This is a genomic window from Variovorax durovernensis, assembly GCF_977011995.1.
Map to the genome: position 1 here is coordinate 6,025,000 of NZ_CDRNCW010000001.1, position 19,059 is coordinate 6,044,058.

The following is a 19,059-nucleotide window of genomic DNA, read 5'->3' on the forward strand; positions in this document are numbered from 1 at the left end:
GTCCTGCAAGGCCGGCCGGCTCGCGCCGCCAAGGTGCCTGTCATGAACACCCATTCCGCCCACTGGATCATGAACATGACGAACACGGCCCGCCGCCTTCCGCTGCTGCCCGTGCTGCTGGCGATGGCACTGTCGCTGGCTCCCGCAATGGTTCCAGCGCAAACGGCCGCGCCGGCCGGCGACGCGAGCGCATTGCGCGGCAAGCTGCAGGCGTTGGCGCCGCAGTTGGCGCGCAACGCCTTCAAGCGCCCGCTGGCCATCGAATCGAACGAGGCTTCCGACCGGCTGAGCGGCGACGTCTATGCGCTGGTCGACCATCCCTTCAACAGCGTGAGCGGCGCGCTGCGCACGCCCGCTGCGTGGTGCCAGGTGCTGATGCTGCACCTCAACACCAAGAGCTGCGCCGTGAAGAACGGGGGCAGCCAGCTCGAGCTGGCCGTCGGACGCAAGTTCGACCAGCCGCTGTCGGACACACAGAAGATCGACTTCGACTACAGCCTCGCCAAGACCGACGCCGGCTACCTGAACGTGCGCCTGAGCGCGGCCGAAGGTCCGCTTTCCACGCACGACTACAGCATCGTTCTGGAGGCCGCGCCGGCCGACAACGGCAAGACCGCCATCCACCTGAGCTATGCATATGCCTACGGCACCGCAGCGCGCTTTGCGATGAAGAGCTACCTGGCCACGCTGGGCAGCGACAAGGTGGGCTTCACGAAGCAGGGCCAGGGCGGCGCCTACATCGGCGGCGTGCGCGGCGTGGTGGAGCGCAACACCATGCGCTATTACCTGGCGATCGACAGCTACCTGGACGCCCCGGCGCCGACGCAGCTCGAACAGCGCCTGGGCGCATGGTTCGATGCGACCGAGCAATACGCTCAGCAGCTGCACGAAATGGACCGCGACGACTACCTGGCGATGAAGCGCCGCGAGTTCGAACGCCTGCGCGCGGCGTCCTGAACCAGAAACCGCGATTTTCAGTGGTAGCCCGTGGGCTCCTTGCCCATGTCGACGTAGCGCAGTTCGTCGTGCCGGCGACGCGCGATGCTCACGGGCCAGGCGAACACCACCAGGCTCAGCGCGGCGAGGGCGATGGCGGTGGCCGTGCCGAACTTGCCGGCATGCCAGAACCAGCCGACGCTGGCGAGCCAGACGAACCACAACAGGATGCGAACCAGTATTGCCATAGCGCGCCCCATTCACATCTTTGACTTGCAACCACTGTAGCAGCCGTTTTGCAAACTCAAGCATTCAACTGAAGCAGTAGACGCCGCTATGCCTTACGGCCACCCCCTGGCTTACCCGAAAATTTGTGAAAAAAAGATTGACGGGAAGCCGTGCCGCTGCTCAAGCTGTTACAGAGTAAACGCGCGAACTCCGCGCGGAATACGCGTTCAAAATTTGCTCGCTCATTGCAAGGGGGTCGACGTGAAACCGCCATCTGTCTCTGGTTGGGTTTTGTCCCTGGCGTCCCTCGCCTGCGCCGTCGGCGCAGCCACGGCATCCGCTGCCGAACTGGAATTGCAGGGCAACCGGCTGGTGGTGTCGGGCACGCTCGACGGCAGCGCAATCAAGGAATTCAACGAACGCCTGGGCAGCGGCACGGTCCGCACGGTGGTCTTCGAAGACTCGTTCGGCGGCACCGCCGAGGCGGCCGGCGCCTTTGCCGACGCCATCCGCGCCAGCGGCGTGCAGACCGAGGTGCGGGGCCAGTGCATGGCAGCCTGCGCCTATGCCTTCCTGGCGGGCAAGACACATCGTTTCGGCTACGGCCTGCAGGTCAACGGCATCATGCTGCCGGTGGCGGTGCGGCCCACGGCGGCCGAACTCGCGGTGCGCTGGCGCGGCGACGAAGCCCACAAGACCCTGGCCGACTTCACGCCCGCCCCCACCCCCGTCACGGCCGCCGTCGTGACCACGACAGTGGCGACGACTACCGCCGAGGCACCGGCCGCGCCGGTTGAGGCCAACGTACCGCCTCCCAAGGACAACTGGCAGCCCGAGCACGGCGTGCTCTTCACGGCCAGCCCGTCGCTGTTCGGCCGCATCTACAACACCTATTACTGCGACGGCACGCAGGGCCGCGACTTCTCGAAGTGCGAGCGCCTGCCCGATGCCGACCCCTACAAGCTCGGCGTGCTGACGCCATAGCCATCGCCGCCCCGACGGCTCAGTGCAGCAGGCCGACCGCCAGCGGAAAGCTGAAGAACGCCACCACCGTCGTCCACAGGATGATGCGGGCGATGCGGCCGTTGTCGGCGCCGAAGCGCTCGGCCAGCATCGACACATTGCTTGCGCTCGGCAATGACGCCACCAGCACCATCACAACCAGCGCGGCGGGCGCGAGCGGCAGCCCCAGCGCGATGGCGCCCAGCCCCAGCCCCCAGATCAGCAGCGGGTGCACCAGCAGTTTCACGACCACCACGGGCAGCACATCGCCCCACGGCGCCTTGGGCGCTGGCTGCACGCCGGTACCCAGCGCCTCGGCCACCGCCGCGCTGGCGTCGTGCTCGCGCGCCAGCAGCGCCGAGCGGGCCAGCACCGCGCCGATGGTGAACAGCGCCACCGGAGACGCGGCATCGGCCAGCATCGCCACGGTGCGCTCCAGCGGCCCCGGCAGTTGCCAGCGCGCGGCCGACAGCAGCACGCCCAGCAGGATCGACCAGGGCATCGGGTTGACCAGGATGCCGCGCAGCGCCTTGCGCGCGGCCTGCGCCGCGCCGCCGCCGGCCGCGCCCGCCCCCAACCCGTCGAGCCGCGACAGCCCGATGCACAGCGACGAGGTGACGACCATGTCGAACGCGATCGCGATGATCATCGGCCCCGCCGCCTGCGCCCCCAGGATCGCCACCAGCAGCGGCACGCCCATGAAGCCGGTGTTCGGGAATGCCGCCACCAGCGCGCCGAATGCGCCGTCGTTCCAGCCGACGCGGGCGTTGCGCGTGAACATCACCACGCCCGCCACCACGGCCAGCGCCCCAAGGCCCCAAACCAGCGCCACGCTGCCGTCCAGCAGTTGCCCGATGGGCGTGCCCGCGCCGAAGCGCAGCAGCATGCAGGGCAACGCGAAATACAGCACGAAGGCGTTCAGGCCGGGAATCGCGTCCAGCGGCAGGATGCGGGCGCGCGCGGCGCCGTAGCCGGCGGCGATTAACGCGAAGAAAGGGAAAGTAACAAGAAATACAGGCAGCACAGGCCCATTGTCGGGGGCGCCGGCCTACAACCCCGGGAAAGGCCGTCCCCGTATCATTGCCCGCTTTGCGCACGCCCTTCCCCAGGGCGTTTTCCGGCTTTTTCTCTCCTCAATGTCTCACGGACTCAATCCCGCGCAACTCGAAGCGGTCAACTACATGTACGGTCCCTGCCTGGTGCTCGCCGGCGCAGGCTCGGGCAAGACGCGGGTGATCACTCACAAGATCGGACGCCTGATCCAGTCGGGGCTCGAGCCCCAGCGGATCGCGGCCATCACCTTCACCAACAAGGCGGCCGCGGAAATGCGCGAGCGCGCCAAGGACCTGATCGGCAAGGACGCGCGCAAGGTCGTGGTCTGCACCTTCCACGCACTGGGCGTGCGCATGATGCGCGAGGACGGCGCGGTGCTGGGCCTGAAGAAGGCCTTCAGCATCCTGGACTCCGACGACGTCACCAAGATCCTGAAGGACGCCGGCGGCACCACCGACATCGCCACCGCGCGCATCTGGCAGTGGACCATCAGCAAGTGGAAGAACATGGGCCTGAACGCCAAGCAGGCGGAGGCCGCCGCGGTGGACGACAACGAGCGCATCACCGCGCGCATCATGGCCCACTACGAAGAGCGGCTGCAGGCCTACCAGAGCGTCGACTTCGACGACCTGATCGGCATGCCGCTGAAGCTGCTGTATGAATTCCCCGAGGTGCGCGCCAAGTGGCAGGCCGCGCTCGGCCACATCCTGGTGGACGAATACCAGGACACCAACGCCACCCAGTACGAAGTGCTCAAGGCCCTGGCCGGCGAGCGCGGCCACTTCACCGCGGTGGGCGACGACGACCAGTCGATCTACGGCTGGCGCGGCGCCACGCTGGACAACCTGCGCAAGCTGCCGGTCGACTACCCGACGCTCAAGGTCATCAAGCTGGAGCAGAACTACCGCTCCACCAGCGCCATCCTGCGCGCGGCCAACAACGTGATCGGACCCAACCCCAAGCTGTTTCCCAAGACGCTGTTCTCCGAACTCGGCGAAGGCGAGCCGGTGCGCATCGTCGATGCCGACAGCGAGCAGCACGAGGCCGAGCGCGCCGTGGCGCGCATCGTCAGCCTGCGCGCGGGCGACGCAACCACGCAGGGCAAGCAGTACAAGGAGTACCGCGACTTCGCCATCCTGTACCGCGCAAACCACCAGGCGCGCGTGTTCGAGCAGGCGCTGCGCAAGGCGCAGATTCCGTACAAGGTGTCGGGCGGCCAGAGCTTCTTCGACCGCGCCGAGATCAAGGACCTGTGCGGCTGGTTCCGCCTGTGGGTCAACAACGACGACGACCCGGCGTTCCTGCGCGCCATCACCACGCCCAAGCGCGGCATCGGCCACACCACGCTCGCGAGCCTGGGCACCTTCGCCAGCCAGTACAAGCTGAGCCTTTTCGAGGCGCTGTTCAGCCCGTCGCTGCCCAGCGTGATGCCCAAGCGCACGCTGGAGGGCATCCACGAGTTCGGCCGCTACATCAACGACCTGGAATACCGCGCGCGCCGCACCATGGGCGCGGAAGACTCGCGCACCTTCATGCTCGACTGGCTGAAGGAGATCGACTACGAGAAGCACCTCTACGACGGCGAGGACAGCGAGTCGGCCGCGGCCTCGCGCTGGACCAACGTGCTGGAGTTCGTCGACTGGATGTCGCAGCGCGCAGGCGGCACCATCGACGACACCTCGGGCGCCGACAACACCATCGAGACCGAACGCAAGAGCCTGCTCGAGGTGGCGCAGACCATCTCGCTGCTCTCCACCATCAGCGAGCGCCAGCAGGACCAGGACGTGGTCACGCTCTCGACGCTGCACGCCTCCAAGGGCCTCGAGTGGCCGCACGTGATGCTGATCGGCGTGAGCGAGGGCCTCTTGCCCTTCAAGCTCGACGACGACAACGGCCGCCAGCAGAAGGTCAGCGAAGACACGCTGCAGAGGCTGCAGGAAGAGCGCCGCCTGATGTACGTGGGCATCACGCGCGCACAGCGCAGCCTGGCGGTGAGCTGGACCAAGAAACGCAAGCAGGGCCGCGAGATGGTGCCCTGCGTGCCCAGCCGCTTCATCGCCGAGATGGGCCTGGACAAGGCCACCACCCGGGAAGACCCGCGCGAGAAACTCAAGGCGCTGCGCGCCGAGTTCGCGCGCAAGGCACAGGACAGCGCGGCCAAGGCGGCCGCAGCCTCATCATCATGAAGACGACGAAACTCAAGACCGCGATGCCGGCCGCGCTGCTGGCGTGCGCCGTGCTCGCTCTGTCGGGCTGCGCCATCGGGCGCGGCAACCCCGACTGCCCCGCCGACGCGCGCGACCTGCCGCTGCAGTCGCTCTACGGCCGCTGGGAAGCACGCTTCGACGGCCTGCCCGCGGTGGCCGTGGTGCAGCTGGGCAAGCACCCCGACTACGACGGCGTGCGCGGCACCATCACGCGCAACGGCGCAGGCCCCGACAGGGCGCGCGTCGCGCAACTGGCCGGCGACGTGGACGACGAGGGCGCGCTTTCCATCGACGAATCGCAGGACGGCCGCGCCATCAGCGGCGTCTGGTCCGGCAAGCTCCAGAAGGGCTCCTGCGGCCGCGAATTCAGAGGAACGTGGCGCGACGCCACGGACGAAAGCACCCACCCGTTCGTGCTCAGCAAGACCGCCGCCCAGGAGGAAAGAAAGCCATGACGACGAAACGCCCCCACATCCGGCTGCGCAAGCTGGCCGCACTGGCCGCCTGCCTGGGCGGTGCCGCCGGCGCTCAGGCGCAGGCCGTCGACAAGCCCGCGAGCCCGCTGGCCGATTCGCAGCTCACCTGGCAGCAATGCGCCGCGCTGGGCGCCAACAACGAGGCACGGCTGGCCTGCTTCGACCGCTGGGCGCAGCAGCAGACGCTGCCGGCGGCGGCAGTGCCCGCGGCACCGCCGGTGCTCGCGACCACCCAGCCGCCGGTCGACGGAACGCTCCCGGCCACGCGCGTGGTCTCGGTCGCCACCACCGAAGGCTGCCGCGACCGCCAGTACTCGGCGCTGTCGCGCTTCTGGGAGCTGGAGAACGCCACCGACTGCGGCACCTTCGGCTTCCGCGGCTACCGCCCGCTCAACGTGTCGGTCTCGGCCGCCACCAAGAAGCCGCAGACGCCCACCTCGCCTTCGCCCGACCACACCGCCCAGCCCGTCGCCTACCAGGCCAACGAAATGCGCATCGGCCTGTCGGTGCGCACCAAGCTCGCCCAGGGCCTGCTCACGCAGGGCGACCCGGTGAAGAAAGACTCGCTGTGGTTCGCCTACACGCAGCAGTCGACCTGGCAGCTGTTCAACGGCGACATCTCGCGCCCGTTCCGCACCACCGACCACGAACCCGAGCTGATGTATGTCTACCCGACCGACTTCAAGCTGCCCGGCGGCTGGCGCTGGCGCTATTCGGGCCTGGGCATCGTGCACCAGTCGAACGGCCAGAGCCTGCCGCTGTCGCGCAGCTGGAACCGCGTCTACCTGATGGGCGGCGCGGAGCTGGACGACCGCTTCACCATCACCGGGCGCATCTGGAAGCGCATTGCCGAGAGCGCCGCCAAGGACGACAACCCCGACATCGCCGACTACATCGGCCGTGCCGAAGTCACCGGCCGCTGGAACCTCAACCGCGACAACCAGCTGGCGGTGACCGTGCGCAACAACCTGCGCGACAGCGGCCGCGGCTCGATCCGCCTCGAGTGGCTCAAGGCCATCGGCGACCCGACCAAGAGCAACCTGCGCTTCCACACGCAGCTGTTCTCGGGCTATGGCGACACGCTGGTGGACTACAACCGCAAGCGCACCGTCCTGAGCATCGGCCTCAGTCTTGTGGATTTCTGACCTCTTTCATACGCAGACAAAACCAATGAGCGCAGACCTCACCCCCGTCGACGCCACGCAGCGCGAGATCATCGCGGCGCTGCATGTCGCGGCCGTCTTCGACGCCGCCCGCGAGCTGGAACAGCGCGTCGACTTTCTCGCGAGCTACCTGAAGCAGACCGGCCTGAAGACGCTGGTGCTGGGCATCAGCGGCGGCGTCGATTCGCTGACCGCCGGCTGCCTCGCGCAGCGCGCCGTCGAAAAGCTGCGCGCCACCGGCTACGACGCCACCTTCATCGCCATGCGCCTGCCTTACGGCGTGCAGAAGGACGAAGCCGAGGCGCAGGCCTCGCTCGCCGTCATCCGGCCCGACCGCACCATCACAGTCGACATCCGCCCAGCGGCCGACGGCATGCTCGCCGCGCTGAAGGCCGGTGACCTGAGCTTCCGCGACGCGGCGCATGAAGACTTCGTGCTCGGCAACATCAAGGCGCGCGAGCGCATGGTGGCGCAGTTCGCGGTGGCCGGCGCGCACGACGGCATCGTCATCGGCACCGACCACGCGGCCGAAGCGCTGATGGGCTTCTTCACCAAGTTCGGCGATGGCGCGGCCGACATCACGCCGCTCACCGGGCTGAACAAGCGCCGCGTGCGCGCGGTGGCTCAGCTGCTGGGCGCGCCCGATTCGCTGGTCTACAAGGTGCCCACGGCCGACCTCGAATCGCTGGTGCCCGGCAAGCCCGACGAAGACGCCTTCGGCGTGACCTACGAGCAGATCGACGATTTCCTCGAAGGCAAGCCGGTGTCGGCCGAGGCGCGCGCGATCATCCTGTCCACGCACCGCAAGAGCGCACACAAGCGCGCCCTGCCCGTCGAGCCCCCGGCCCCCGCCGCGCTCGGCTGAAGCTGGCGACCACTCTGTGGCCGGGCCGCTCGTACAGGGGCCCGGAGGGGCCCGGTGTAGACTGCTAGGTTTTTCGATTTGACGGTAATGGTGCAAGCGTCACGGCGCACAGGTTTCACCGGTTCGCCGCTCGTGCGCTTGCTTTCCAGGCTGACCGACAGCGATGTCGGGCAACCCCGGCAGACCACCGCGGAGCGGCTGAGCCAGTGGTTCGGCTGGACCGACGACATCTCGCTGTCCGCAGCGTTGAACGCCGGTCCGGCGAGTTCTCTCTCCAAAGCAAAAGCCTCCTCAAGCGCCGAGGAAGCCGAGTGCGCCCGCGTGCGCGCGGCGCTGACCAAGGCCATCGCCTCCGACGGCGCGGCTCCGCGCGGAGACCCCGCCGACACCACAGCCGATTTCGCCCCGCTGCGCCAGCGCTACCTGGCCCGGCAACAGGCGATGGAAGCCGGCATCGGCCCGCTGCGCAGCCGCCTGCGGACCACGCTGGCAGGCCGTTCGCAGGCCATGGCCAGGCTGGCGGCGGTGGACGTGGTGATGGAGCAGGTGCTGGCCGTGCAGGAACGCAGCCTGCTCTCGGGCGTGCCCGCGCTGCTGGAGAAGCGCTTCAAGCGCCTCCGGCAGGCGGCGCGAGAGGCCCAGGCCGATCAGGCCGCAGATCAGGCCGCAGAACGGGCCGCAGAACGGGCAGCCGATCAGACAACGCCGGACCAACCCTCCGGCAGCGGAACCCGCCCCGCGCCCGCGTGGCAGGACGTGTTCCACAAAGACCTCCAGGACGTGCTGCTCGCCGAACTGGACTTTCGATTTCAACCGGTCGAAGGGCTGCTCGAAGCCCTTCGCATGAAGCAACCAGGCTGACATGACCAGATTTCTTCCTCACGCTGTCTTCGTCGCGGGCTTGGCCGTCGTGGGCTGGGTCGGCGTCGGCTACGTCGGCGCGAACCCGCTGGCGCTGGGCGTCACCGCGCTCGTCGCCGCGTTCTACCTGATGGGCGCGCTCGAACTGCGCCGTTTCCAGCAGGCCACCGACACCCTGTCGCGCGCCGTGGCCGAACTGTCCGAAGCGCCCGCCAGCCTCGGCGCCTGGCTCTCCCGCCTGCCCGCATCGCTGCAGAACGCGGTGCGCCTGCGCATCGAGGGCGAGCGCGTCGGCCTGCCCGGCCCCGCCCTCACGCCCTACCTGGCCGGCTTCCTCGTGCTGCTGGGCATGCTCGGCACCTTCCTGGGCATGGTGGTCACGCTCAACGGCACCGGCCTTGCGCTCGACAGCGCGACCGACCTGCAGGCCGTGCGCTCGTCGCTCTCCGCGCCGGTGAAGGGCCTGGGGCTGGCCTTCGGTACCTCGGTGGCGGGCGTGGCCGCCTCGGCGATGCTGGGCCTCATGTCGGCGCTGTGCCGGCGCGAGCGGCTGCAGGCCGGGCAACTGCTCGACAGCAAGATCGCGACCACGCTGCGCGTGTTCTCGCAGGTCCACCAGCGCGAGGAATCGTTCAAGCTGCTGCAGCAGCAGGCGCTGGCCATGCCCGAGCTGGTCGGCCAGCTGCAGGCCATGATGGCTGCGCTGGCACAGCAGAGCCAGGCGCAGAACGACCGCCTCATCAGCAGCCAGGACAGCTTCCACGGCAAGGCCGAGGCGGTGTACGCCGGCCTCGCCACTTCCGTCGACCAGTCGCTGCGCCAGAGCCTGACCGAGAGCGCGCGCATCGCCGGCGCGGCGATCCAGCCGGTGGTCGAGGCAACCATGGCCGCCATCGCGCGCGAGACCGCCGCATTGCACGGCACGCTCTCGCAGACCGTGCAGCAGCAGCTCGAAGGCTTGTCGAGCCGCTTCGCGGCCACCACGGCCGGCGTGGCCGACACCTGGCAGGCCGCACTGGCCGAGCACCGGCAGACGAGCGAAGCCCTCTCCGGCGAAGTGCGCGGCTCGCACGACCGCTTCGCCGAAACCTTCGCGCAGCGCTCGGCCGCGCTGGTCGACAAGGTTGCCGCGCAGCTCGAACGCACCGTGGGCAGCGTCTCGCAAACCTGGAGCGGCGCGCTCGCCGAACACCAGCGCGTGAGCGAGAAGCTCTCGGCCGATTCGCAGCAGGCGCTGACCACCGCCGCCGCCACCTTCGAACAGCACTCGGCCTCGCTGCTGCGCACAGTGGGCCAGGCGCATGCCGAGCTGCAGACCGACATCGCGGCGCGCGACGAACAGCGGCTGGCCGTGTGGACGCAATCGCTGGCGGCAATGGCGGCAGGGCTGAAGGACGAATGGCAACAGGCCGGCACCTATGCGGCAGGCCAGCAGCAGCACTTGCTCGACACGATCTCGCAGGTGTCGACGCGTGACGAGCAGAAGCTGGCTGCGTGGACGCAATCGCTGGCTGCGATGGCCGCAGCGCTCAGGGAAGAATGGCAGCAGGCCGGCGTGCATGCGGCGGGCCAGCAACAGCAACTGCTCGATTCGATTTCGCAGATTTCGTCGCGCGACGAACAACGCCTCTCGGCATGGACGCAGTCGCTGACGGCGATGGCGGCAGCGCTCAAGGAAGAGTGGCAGCAGGCCGGCGCCCATACCACCGGCCAGCAGCAGCAACTGCTCGACGCCATTTCGCAGATTTCGTCGCGCGACGAGCAGCGCCTCTCCGCATGGACGCAGTCGCTCGCATCGATGGCCGACTCGCTGAAGGAAGAATGGCAGCAGGCCGGCGCGCAGTCCGCGAGCCGGCAGCACGAGTTGCTCGAGCAGGTGGCACAGACCGCGCGCGAGATGTCGTCGCAGACCGACGCGCACGCCAAGGCCACCATCGCCGAGATCGCCCAGCTGCTGCAGGCCGCCTCCGAGGCACCGCGCGCGGCGGCCGAAGTGGTCGCCGAGTTGCGCCAGAAGCTGTCGGACAGCATGGCGCGCGACAACGCGATGCTGGAAGAACGCAGCCGCATCCTCGAAACGCTTTCGACCCTGCTCGACGCGGTGAACCACGCCTCCACCGAGCAGCGTGCGGCGGTCGATTCGCTGGTGGCGGCATCGGCCGACGTGCTGGAACGCGTGGGCGGCCGCTTCACCGAACAGGTCGAGGCCGAGACCGGCAAGATGACCGGCATTGCCGCGCAGATCACCGGCGGCGCGGCCGAGGTGGCGAGCATGGGCGAGGCCTTCGGCCTGGCGGTACAGCTGTTCAGCCAGTCGAACGACAAGATGGGCGCGCAGCTGCAGCGCATCGAAGCCGCGCTCGGCAAGTCGATCGCGCGCAGCGACGAACAGCTGGCCTATTACGTGGCGCAGGCGCGCGAGGTCATCGACCTGAGCATCATGTCGCAGAAGCAGATCGTCGAAGACCTGCAGCAGCTCGCCAGCCGGCAGGCCGCGGTGGGCAGCGAGGCGTGATGCGCGACGACATCGACGAAAGCGGCCTGGAGCCGGGCGTGCCGGTGTGGGCCGTCTTCGGCGACCTGATGTCGGGGCTGCTCGGCGCATTCGTGCTGATCCTGGTGTGCGCGCTGGGCATGCAGATGGAGCTTGCGTCCAAGCTGGAGACCGAGGTGCAGCAGCGGCGCGCCGAGGCGCAGCGCCGCGAGCAGCTCGAACAGGCGCTGGCAGGCCCGCTCGCGGCCGGCCGCGTGACGCTGAACAACGGCCGCATCGGCATCAGCGGCAATGTGCTGTTCGCCTTCAATTCCGCCGACCTGCAGCCCGAGGGGCGGCAGTTGCTCAGGAGCCTGTCGGCGCCGCTGGCCGCCTACCTGGGCAGCCGCGACGAGATCCTGATGGTCAGCGGCTTCACCGACGACCGGCAGATGCGCGGCGACGCGCGCCGCTTCGCTGACAACTGGGAGCTGTCGGCCCAGCGCGCGCTCACGGTGACGCGCGCGTTGATCGAGGAAGGCATGCCCTCGTCGTCGGTGTTCGCCGCGGCCTTCGGCTCCGAGCAGGCGGTGGCGTCGAACGCCGATGCCGAGGGGCGCTCGAAGAACCGGCGCGTGGAGATGGCGCCGACGCCGCGGCCGTCTTCCGCCAGCACCTCCAACGCCAAGCCCCGTGAGTAGCGAAGAGGCTGTCATCGCCGGCAACGTGGCGGCGGTCGAGGCGTGGATCGCGCGCGGCGACCACCGCTTCGACCCGGTGCGCTTCCGCTTCATCGAGGCACTGGCCCGGCGCGCGGACAGGCACGAGGGCGAGGCCCGCCGCCTGCTCGACGAGCGCGTGTCCACGCTGCTCGCTGCGTACGGCAAGGACATGGAGAGCGCCCGGGCGGCAGCAGCGGACGGGCCGCAGGATGCGCAGCAGCAACAGCCGCGCGAACGCAGCGCCCTCGCGGAACTGGTCGATCACGCCGCCCAGAACTCTCCCCTCCCCGCCGGCATGCAGGCGGTGCCCGCCGACGCCGCGCCCGGCCAGTCGCCCGCCCTCGAGCTGAAGACGCTGCGCTACTTCCGCAGCACCTGGTCGAAGCTCAGCGCCGACCTGCGGCTCACGCAGTCGCTGGCCAAGGTGCCGGAGAACGCGGGGCCGCTCAACTCGCACCACCTGGTGCACCGCGCGCTCACGCTGATGCGCGACCTGTCGCCGGAGTACCTGAACCACTTCATGTCGTACGTCGACACCTTGTCGTGGGTCGAGCAGGCAAACAGCGCCAGCGCCTCGGCCGCCGCGAGCACCACGCGCGCCGAAGCCGGCGGCAGGAAGACGGCTCGCGCTGGCAAGGCCGGCTGACGCGGCAGATGCTTTCGCCGGCAATCTCGGGCACAGTGCCGACCGGGAGAACATGACCGGCGCGGCGGCAAAGTGCAAGATCGCGGGCCGGTGCATCGACACCCGGGCAGAACCCACGCGAGGACCCATGAGACAAGACATGCGACAGACCTTCGACGCCATGCGTGCCGCCAGCCTGCGCGCCCAGACGCCGCCGTGGCCCGAACGCGCCGACCGCCTGCAGCGGCTGCGCGCGCTGGTGAAGGACAACCGCGGGCAGATCGCCGCCGCCATCAGCGCCGACTTCCACAACCGCGCGTTCCAGGAGACCGAGCTTGCCGAGGTGTTTCCGGCGCTCGAGGGCATCGCCCACGCGCTGCGCCACGGCAAGCACTGGATGCGGGTGCGCAGGCGCTCCACCGGCCTGTGGTTCAAGCCCGCGTCGTCGAAGATCATGCCGCAGCCGCTGGGCGTGGTCGGCATCGTGGTGCCGTGGAACTACCCGCTGAACCTGGCCGTGGGGCCCATGACGGCCGCGCTGGCGGCAGGCAACCGCGTGATGGTGAAGCAGTCGGAGTTCACGCCGCGCTTCGCCGAGCTGTTCGCGGCCCTGGTGGCCAAGGCCTTCGCGCCCGACGAGATCGCCGTGGTCAACGGCGACGCCGAGGCAGCGCGCGAGTTCTCCGCCCTGCCCTTCGACCACCTGCTCTTCACCGGCTCGACCGCCGTGGGCCACCACGTGATGCGCGCGGCCAGCGACAACCTCACGCCGGTGACGCTGGAGCTGGGCGGCAAGTCGCCGGCGATCATCGGGCCCGGGGCCGACTTCGACAAGGCGGTGGAACGCATCCTCGTCGGCAAGACGCTGAACGCGGGCCAGACCTGCATCGCGCCCGACTACGTGCTGGTGCCCGAAGGCCAGCAGCAGCGCTTTGCCGACAGCGCGCGACGCGTGTTCGCATCGATGTACCCCGACCTGGGCAGCGGCAACACCGACTACACCAGCATCGTGAGCCCGCGCCACTTCGCGCGGCTGCAGGAGCTGGCGGCCACCGCTCAGCAGGAAGGCGCCGCGGCCGTGCCGCTGTCCGACACCGCGCCCGATGCAGCCACGCGCCGCTTTCCACCGGTGCTGCTGACCGGCGTGAACGACGGCATGCGGGTGATGCGAGAAGAGATCTTCGGCCCGCTGCTGCCGGTGCTGCCCTACGGCGGCATCGACGAAGCCATCGCCTACGTCAACGCGCATCCGCGCCCGCTCGCGCTCTACCTGTTCGAGAAGAACGGCGCGACCATCGACCAGGTGATGCGCCAGACCGTATCGGGCGGCGTGTCCATCAACGACACGCTGCTGCACATCGCGCAGGACGACCTGCCCTTCGGCGGCGTCGGCGCGAGCGGCATGGGCGCGTACCACGGGGAGTACGGCTTCGAGACCTTCTCCAAGCTGAAGCCGATCTTCAGGCAGTCGGCGTTCAACGGCGCTGGGCTGTTCAGGCCGCCCTACGGCAAGACCTTCGCGCGGATGATGAAGCTGCTGGTGCGCTGAACTACCGGCGGCTCGTCGTCCGATGTGACGGCTATATGTCGCAATATCGAGACAAAGTTCCCGGCGTATTGCATACCAAAGGTAAAGTTTCGGCCTAGATAGTATTGCGAGTCATTATCATTCGCGGGGTCGTGACGCACGTTCCTCCACCGTGAGAACGCCGCGTGCAGCCGATCCGGCATCCGCCCGGGACGGCCAAGCAAGAGACACGGCCCACAACAACTCCCGGAGGAATATGACCTACGTCAAAAGCCGCAAGCACCCGCCTGCGCGTTACCTTTCTGGCCGCATGGCCACCACCGCCACACTGGTCGCCATCAGCTCGGTGTCCGCGCATGCCCAGGGCACGCTGAACGAAGTCCGCGTCGAAGCCTCGACCGACTACAAGGTTGAAAAATCGGCCTCGCCCAAGTTCACGGCCCCGCTGCTGGACACGCCCAAGTCGATCACCGTCATCCCGCAGGAAGTGATCCGCCAGACCGGCGCGACCACGCTGGTCGACGCGCTGCGCACCACGCCCGGCATCACCTTCGGCGCGGGAGAAGGCGGCAACCCCGTGGGCGACCGCCCCTTCATCCGCGGCTTCGACGCGCAAAGCGACACCTACGTGGACGGCTTGCGCGACGGCGCGGCGCAGACGCGCGAAATCTTCAACGTGGAATCGGTCGAGGTCGTGAAGGGCCCGAGCTCCGCGTTCGGCGGCCGCGGCTCGGCCGGCGGCTCGGTGAACATCATCAGCAAGGCGCCGCAAGCCGAGAACTTCTTCAGCGGCACCATCGGCCTGGGCACCGATTCCTACCAGCGCGAGACGCTGGACATCAACCGCAAGATCTCCGACAGCGTCGCGGCCCGCCTGAACCTGATGAACTTCAAGTCGGACATCGCCGGGCGCGGTCCGGTCAACGTCAAGCGCTGGGGCGTGGCGCCGAGCGTGACCTTCGGCATGAACTCGCCAACACAGGTCACGCTGAGCTACTACCACTACGAGACCGACGACCTGCCCGACTCGGGCATCCCCTTCAACAACCCGTTCACCTCGGGTGCCAACCTGAACCGCAACGGCGACGGCCAGCCCATCTCGGTGCCGCGCGGCACCTACTACGGCCTGGTGGGCCGCGACTACCAGCGCACCAAGGTCGACGCCGGCACCGTCGACGTGAAGCACGACTTCGGCGGCGGCCTGGTGTTGCGCAACGTCACGCGCTCGAGCACCTCGACCAACGACTACATCTGGTCCCAGCCCGACGACAGCCGCGGCAACTTCCTGGTCAACGGCAACGTCTGGCGCCGGCCCAATAACCGAGCGTCCGACTCCGAGTCGCTGGTCAACCAGACCAGCCTGACGGGCAAGTTCGAGACGGCCGGCATCAAGCACAGCTTCACCACCGGCATCGAGCTGGGCAAGGAAGCCACCACCAAGGGCAACTACCTGTTCCTGCAGGACGCGAAGACCGGCTTCGAGTCGTACCCGCGCACTGGCGTGAGCGGCCTGAACTGCGCCGTGGGCTCGGGCATCCGCAGCAGCTTCAACTGCACTTCGGCGCTCAGCCCGACGCCATACGACCCGTGGAACGGCGCCATCACCAGGTCGCCGGCGGTGACCGAAGTGAAGACCACCACCAGTTCGGTCTACGCCTTCGACACCATCGAGTTCAACCCGCAGTGGTCGCTGAACCTCGGCCTGCGCTGGGACGACTACAAGACGCGCGCGGTCACGCCTGCCTACATCGCGCCGATCGCGACCACGGCCTCGGTGCCCAGCAGCGCCCTGAGCGGCTCCACCAGCGTGGCCGTGGCCGCCGGCCGCATGGTCCCGGGCATCGAGCTGGAGAACAAGGCCTCGTTCCTGAACTACCAGGTCGGCGCGGTCTACAAGCCGGCGCCCAACGGCAGCATCTACTTGTCCTACGGAACCTCGTCGACGCCGCCCGGCACCGACGGCGGTGACGGCGCCGACGGCATCAGCGCCGCCATCCGCAACCTGAAGCCGCAGGAAAGCCGCAGCCTCGAACTCGGCACCAAGTGGGAAGTGCTGGACCGCCGCCTGGTGCTGACCTCGGCGATCTTCCGCACCGACATGAAGAACGCCCGCGTCGTCGCGGCCGACGGCTCGACGCAGAACGTCGGCAAGAAGCGCGTGGAAGGCATCGAGTTCGGCGTGGCCGGCAGCATCACCCGCGACTGGCAGGTGTTCGGCGGCTACACGCACCTGAACGCCAAGCTCACGGACAACGGCTACACGCTGTCGGGCACGACGTACGTCGCCTCGCCGTTCAACGGCAACATGTTCCCGAACACGCCGAAGGACAGCGCGACGCTGTGGACCACCTACACGGTGATGCCCGGCCTCACCATCGGCGGCGGCGCCACCTACGTGAGCAAGCAGTACGGCAACGTCAACAACACGAAGTGGATTCCGTCGTACGTGAAGTACGACGCGATGGTGAGCTACGTGGTCAACAAGAACCTCAGCCTGCAGCTGAACGTCCAGAACCTGACCAACAAGTACTACTTCGACAAGGCCTATGCGTCGCACTACGCGACCGTGGGCGCGGGCCGCTCGGCCTCGCTGACAGCGTCGTTCTCGTTCTGACGCGGCACAGGGCGCCAACGGGCGCCCTTCCGTTCCTCGTGCCGGTCTGGTCCGGAGCATTCATACTCGGCGGCAAGCGCCGGCCATGGATGGCTCCGGCGACCGCACGATGGAACAAGACCTCCCCTTCCTGCAGATCAGGAACCTGCGCACGCGCGGCGCCGGCGCCATCGACCTGAGCGCCGCGCGCGGCGAATGCATCTGCATCCTCGGCAAGTCGGGCTCCGGCAAGAGCGTGTTCCTGCGGCTGGTGGCAGACCTCGACCCAGGTGAAGGCACCGTCACCCTCGACGGCATCGAACGCAAGGCACTGAGCGGCCCCCAATGGCGCCGGCGCGTCGTCTACCAGGCGGCGGAGCCCGCATGGTGGGCGCCCACCGTGGCCGCGCATTTTCCCGACGCCACCCACGAAAGGCTGGGCGGCTGGATGGAAGAAATCGGCCTCTCCCCCGCCCTGCTCGACACCGAGATTCCCCGCCTCTCGACCGGCGAGCGCCAGCGCCTGGCGCTGCTGCGTTCGCTCGCGCGCGAGCCCGCGGTGCTGCTGCTGGACGAGCCCACCGCATCGCTCGACACCGAATCGACGCTGGTCGTCGAGGCACTGCTGGCCCGCCGGCTGGCGCAGGGCCTGACGATCCTGATCGTCACGCACTCGCGCGAACAGGCCGCGCGCATCGGCCAGCGACGCTTCGAGATGGCCGACGGCCAGTTGAGGAGCGCGGCATGAACGCCACCATCCACCTCGACGCCACCGACCTGATGCTGGCCACGCTGCTGGTGCTGCTGAACGCCGGCGCCTCGCTGGCGCTGCACCTGCGGCTGCACCGCCAGGTGCTGTGGGCGGCGGCGCGCATGGTCGTGCAGCTGCTGCTGGTGGGGCTGGTGCTGCGCTTCGTGTTCAGCGCGGCGTCGCCGGCGGTCACGCTCACCATCGTCGTGCTGATGATCCTTGCCGCGGCCCGCGAGGTGGCGGTGCGCCCCGCGCACCGGCTGGCGCGCGGCGGCAACTTCCGCATCGGCGCGGCGGCCGTGGGCATATCGAGCGTGGCGACCGTGGTGCTGGCGCTCATGACAGCGATCCGCCCGCAGCCCTGGTACGACCCGCGCTATGCAATACCGCTCATGGGCATCGTGCTGGGCAGCGTGCTCAATTCCGCGAGCCTGGGCCTGGACAGCTTCTTCGAGGGCGTGACCACCGGGCGCGCGCGCATCGAGGCGCAACTGGCGCTGGGCGCGACCATCCACGAGGCGCTGTCGGAACTCACGCGCTCGTCGATACGGCGCGGGATGATCCCGATCATCAACCAGATGTCGGCCGCCGGCGTCATCACCCTGCCCGGCATCATGACCGGCCAGTTGCTGGCCGGCATGGACCCGGTGGAGGCCGCCAAGTACCAGATCCTGCTGCTGTTCCTGCTGACCGGCGCGGGCGGCCTGGCGGCGGCGGGCTCGGTCTACATGGCGGCGCGCTCGATGACCGACGACCGCCAGCGGCTGCGCTCCGACCGCCTGGGCTGAGGCAAGCTGCGAAACTGCTTCCCTGTATTTCTTACCGCTTTTCTGGAGACAAGATGGCTCTCGACACTTTGCACATCGGCGTGGTCGGCTGCTCGGCCGAAGGCGCGGCGCTCTGCTATCGCACGCTGTGCGTGGAAGGCGCGCGCTACCTCGGGCAGCCGCATGCGCACCCGGAGGTCTCGGTGCACACGCACTCGCTCGCCAGTTATGTCGACTGCCTCGACCGCGGCGACATCGACGGCGTGGCGCAACTGATGCTGTCCTCCGCGCGCAAGCTCGCGGCGGCCGGCGCCGACTTCCTGATCTGCCCCGACAACACGATCCACCAGGCGATGCACCGCGTGCTGCCGCAATCGCCGCTGCCGTGGCTGCACATCGCCGAAGTGGTGGCGGCGGAAGCTGCGTCGCGCGGCTTTCGCCGCGTGGGCGTGCTGGGCACGCGATGGCTGGTCGACAGCGAGGTTTATCCGCAGGCGCTGTCCGACGCGGGCCTCGTCGCCGTGCGGCTCGATGCCGCGGAGCGCGCCGAAGTCGGCCGCATCATCATGGACGAGCTGGTGTGCGGCGTGTTCCGCCCCGAGTCGACGGCGGTGCTCCAGCAGATGATCGAAGCGCTGAAGGCGCGCGGCTGCGATGCCGTCGCGCTCGGCTGCACCGAGCTGCCGCTGGTGCTGAACGACGGCAACTCCGCGCTGCCCACGCTCGACTCGACGCGCCTGCTCGCGCATGCGGCGCTGCGCCGCGCCACGGCGGGCTGAACACGGCGCGCCGAGGCCGCGTCAGCGCAC

At 68.8% G+C, this 19,059-nt stretch carries 17 protein-coding genes; 15 read left to right on the forward strand and 2 right to left on the reverse strand.

The window, feature by feature from the left end:
- Window positions 1-42: 42 nt before the first annotated feature.
- The gene (locus ACWV14_RS28515; protein ID WP_454904987.1) at window positions 43-957 is read left to right on the forward strand and encodes a hypothetical protein; all 915 of its coding nucleotides are present in this window, start codon (window positions 43-45) and stop codon (window positions 955-957) included.
- Window positions 958-974: 17 nt separating this feature from the next.
- Here the strand turns inward: ACWV14_RS28515 and ACWV14_RS28520 are convergent, their stop codons facing one another.
- Window positions 975-1,184: a hypothetical protein gene (locus ACWV14_RS28520; RefSeq protein ID WP_081268301.1), complete on the reverse strand. Its 210-nt coding sequence runs from the start codon at window positions 1,182-1,184 to the stop codon at window positions 975-977.
- A 271-nt stretch (window positions 1,185-1,455) separates the two neighbouring features.
- On the opposite strand from ACWV14_RS28520, the gene ACWV14_RS28525 reads away from it, so the two are divergent.
- A complete protein-coding gene (locus ACWV14_RS28525) occupies window positions 1,456-2,148 on the forward strand; it encodes a hypothetical protein (RefSeq protein ID WP_454904989.1) in 693 nt (230 codons plus the stop codon).
- 19 nt (window positions 2,149-2,167) lie between these two features.
- On the opposite strand, the gene ACWV14_RS28530 is transcribed toward ACWV14_RS28525, so the two are convergent.
- Entirely contained in the window at window positions 2,168-3,190 is a 1,023-nt protein-coding gene (locus tag ACWV14_RS28530) for an AEC family transporter (RefSeq protein ID WP_454904991.1), read from the reverse strand.
- A 112-nt stretch (window positions 3,191-3,302) separates the two neighbouring features.
- Between ACWV14_RS28530 and ACWV14_RS28535 the strand changes: the two genes are divergently transcribed.
- The 13 genes from ACWV14_RS28535 (at window position 3,303) to ACWV14_RS28595 (ending at window position 19,029) form a co-directional block, all read left to right on the forward strand.
- Window positions 3,303-5,405, forward strand: coding sequence for an ATP-dependent helicase (locus tag ACWV14_RS28535; protein ID WP_454904993.1), 2,103 nt, complete (start codon window positions 3,303-3,305; stop codon window positions 5,403-5,405).
- Complete coding sequence (locus tag ACWV14_RS28540; RefSeq protein WP_454904994.1) at window positions 5,402-5,881, forward strand: hypothetical protein; 480 nt, start codon at window positions 5,402-5,404, stop codon at window positions 5,879-5,881. The genes ACWV14_RS28535 and ACWV14_RS28540 overlap by 4 nt, the downstream gene beginning before the upstream one ends.
- A complete protein-coding gene (locus ACWV14_RS28545; RefSeq protein WP_454904996.1) occupies window positions 5,878-7,047 on the forward strand; it encodes a phospholipase A in 1,170 nt (389 codons plus the stop codon). The genes ACWV14_RS28540 and ACWV14_RS28545 overlap by 4 nt, the downstream gene beginning before the upstream one ends.
- A 25-nt stretch (window positions 7,048-7,072) precedes the next feature.
- Window positions 7,073-7,930, forward strand: a complete 858-nt coding sequence (nadE, locus tag ACWV14_RS28550; protein ID WP_454904998.1) for an ammonia-dependent NAD(+) synthetase — start codon at window positions 7,073-7,075, stop codon at window positions 7,928-7,930.
- 87 nt (window positions 7,931-8,017) lie between these two features.
- Window positions 8,018-8,791, forward strand: a complete 774-nt coding sequence (locus ACWV14_RS28555; RefSeq protein ID WP_454906105.1) for a DUF3348 domain-containing protein — start codon at window positions 8,018-8,020, stop codon at window positions 8,789-8,791.
- Window position 8,792: 1 nt separating this feature from the next.
- Window positions 8,793-11,306: a DUF802 domain-containing protein gene (locus ACWV14_RS28560; protein ID WP_454905000.1), complete on the forward strand. Its 2,514-nt coding sequence runs from the start codon at window positions 8,793-8,795 to the stop codon at window positions 11,304-11,306.
- Window positions 11,306-11,965 carry an OmpA family protein gene (locus tag ACWV14_RS28565; protein ID WP_454905002.1) on the forward strand — a complete coding sequence of 220 codons (660 nt, stop codon included), beginning with the start codon at window positions 11,306-11,308 and terminating at the stop codon, window positions 11,963-11,965. Before ACWV14_RS28560 ends, ACWV14_RS28565 begins: the two co-directional genes overlap by 1 nt.
- Window positions 11,958-12,632, forward strand: coding sequence for a DUF2894 domain-containing protein (locus tag ACWV14_RS28570; protein WP_454905004.1), 675 nt, complete (start codon window positions 11,958-11,960; stop codon window positions 12,630-12,632). Before ACWV14_RS28565 ends, ACWV14_RS28570 begins: the two co-directional genes overlap by 8 nt.
- A 139-nt stretch (window positions 12,633-12,771) precedes the next feature.
- Entirely contained in the window at window positions 12,772-14,160 is a 1,389-nt protein-coding gene (locus tag ACWV14_RS28575) for a coniferyl aldehyde dehydrogenase (RefSeq protein ID WP_454905006.1), read from the forward strand.
- Between the two features lie 235 nt (window positions 14,161-14,395).
- The gene (locus tag ACWV14_RS28580; protein ID WP_454905008.1) at window positions 14,396-16,753 is read left to right on the forward strand and encodes a TonB-dependent receptor; all 2,358 of its coding nucleotides are present in this window, start codon (window positions 14,396-14,398) and stop codon (window positions 16,751-16,753) included.
- 109 nt (window positions 16,754-16,862) lie between these two features.
- A complete protein-coding gene (locus tag ACWV14_RS28585) occupies window positions 16,863-17,480 on the forward strand; it encodes an ABC transporter ATP-binding protein (protein ID WP_454905010.1) in 618 nt (205 codons plus the stop codon).
- Window positions 17,477-18,271 carry an ABC transporter permease gene (locus ACWV14_RS28590; protein ID WP_422088458.1) on the forward strand — a complete coding sequence of 265 codons (795 nt, stop codon included), beginning with the start codon at window positions 17,477-17,479 and terminating at the stop codon, window positions 18,269-18,271. Before ACWV14_RS28585 ends, ACWV14_RS28590 begins: the two co-directional genes overlap by 4 nt.
- Window positions 18,272-18,324: 53 nt before the next feature.
- The gene (locus tag ACWV14_RS28595; RefSeq protein WP_454912806.1) at window positions 18,325-19,029 is read left to right on the forward strand and encodes an aspartate/glutamate racemase family protein; all 705 of its coding nucleotides are present in this window, start codon (window positions 18,325-18,327) and stop codon (window positions 19,027-19,029) included.
- The last annotated feature ends 30 nt before the right edge of the window (window positions 19,030-19,059 follow it).

Excerpts from the sequence above, each read along its gene's own strand:
- nadE (WP_454904998.1), top strand. The coding sequence starts at position 7,073 with ATGAGCGCAGACCTCACCCCCGTCGACGCCACGCAGCGCGAGATCATC.
- ACWV14_RS28535 (WP_454904993.1), top strand. The coding sequence starts at position 3,303 with ATGTCTCACGGACTCAATCCCGCGCAACTCGAAGCGGTCAACTACATG.
- ACWV14_RS28520 (WP_081268301.1), bottom strand. The coding sequence starts at position 1,184 with ATGGCAATACTGGTTCGCATCCTGTTGTGGTTCGTCTGGCTCGCCAGC.
- ACWV14_RS28545 (WP_454904996.1), top strand. The coding sequence starts at position 5,878 with ATGACGACGAAACGCCCCCACATCCGGCTGCGCAAGCTGGCCGCACTG.
- ACWV14_RS28515 (WP_454904987.1), top strand. The coding sequence starts at position 43 with ATGAACACCCATTCCGCCCACTGGATCATGAACATGACGAACACGGCC.
- ACWV14_RS28540 (WP_454904994.1), top strand. The coding sequence starts at position 5,402 with ATGAAGACGACGAAACTCAAGACCGCGATGCCGGCCGCGCTGCTGGCG.
- ACWV14_RS28555 (WP_454906105.1), top strand. The coding sequence starts at position 8,018 with ATGGTGCAAGCGTCACGGCGCACAGGTTTCACCGGTTCGCCGCTCGTG.
- ACWV14_RS28560 (WP_454905000.1), top strand. The coding sequence starts at position 8,793 with ATGACCAGATTTCTTCCTCACGCTGTCTTCGTCGCGGGCTTGGCCGTC.
- ACWV14_RS28565 (WP_454905002.1), top strand. The coding sequence starts at position 11,306 with ATGCGCGACGACATCGACGAAAGCGGCCTGGAGCCGGGCGTGCCGGTG.
- ACWV14_RS28580 (WP_454905008.1), top strand. The coding sequence starts at position 14,396 with ATGACCTACGTCAAAAGCCGCAAGCACCCGCCTGCGCGTTACCTTTCT.
- ACWV14_RS28575 (WP_454905006.1), top strand. The coding sequence starts at position 12,772 with ATGCGACAGACCTTCGACGCCATGCGTGCCGCCAGCCTGCGCGCCCAG.
- ACWV14_RS28590 (WP_422088458.1), top strand. The coding sequence starts at position 17,477 with ATGAACGCCACCATCCACCTCGACGCCACCGACCTGATGCTGGCCACG.
- ACWV14_RS28595 (WP_454912806.1), top strand. The coding sequence starts at position 18,325 with ATGGCTCTCGACACTTTGCACATCGGCGTGGTCGGCTGCTCGGCCGAA.
- ACWV14_RS28585 (WP_454905010.1), top strand. The coding sequence starts at position 16,863 with ATGGAACAAGACCTCCCCTTCCTGCAGATCAGGAACCTGCGCACGCGC.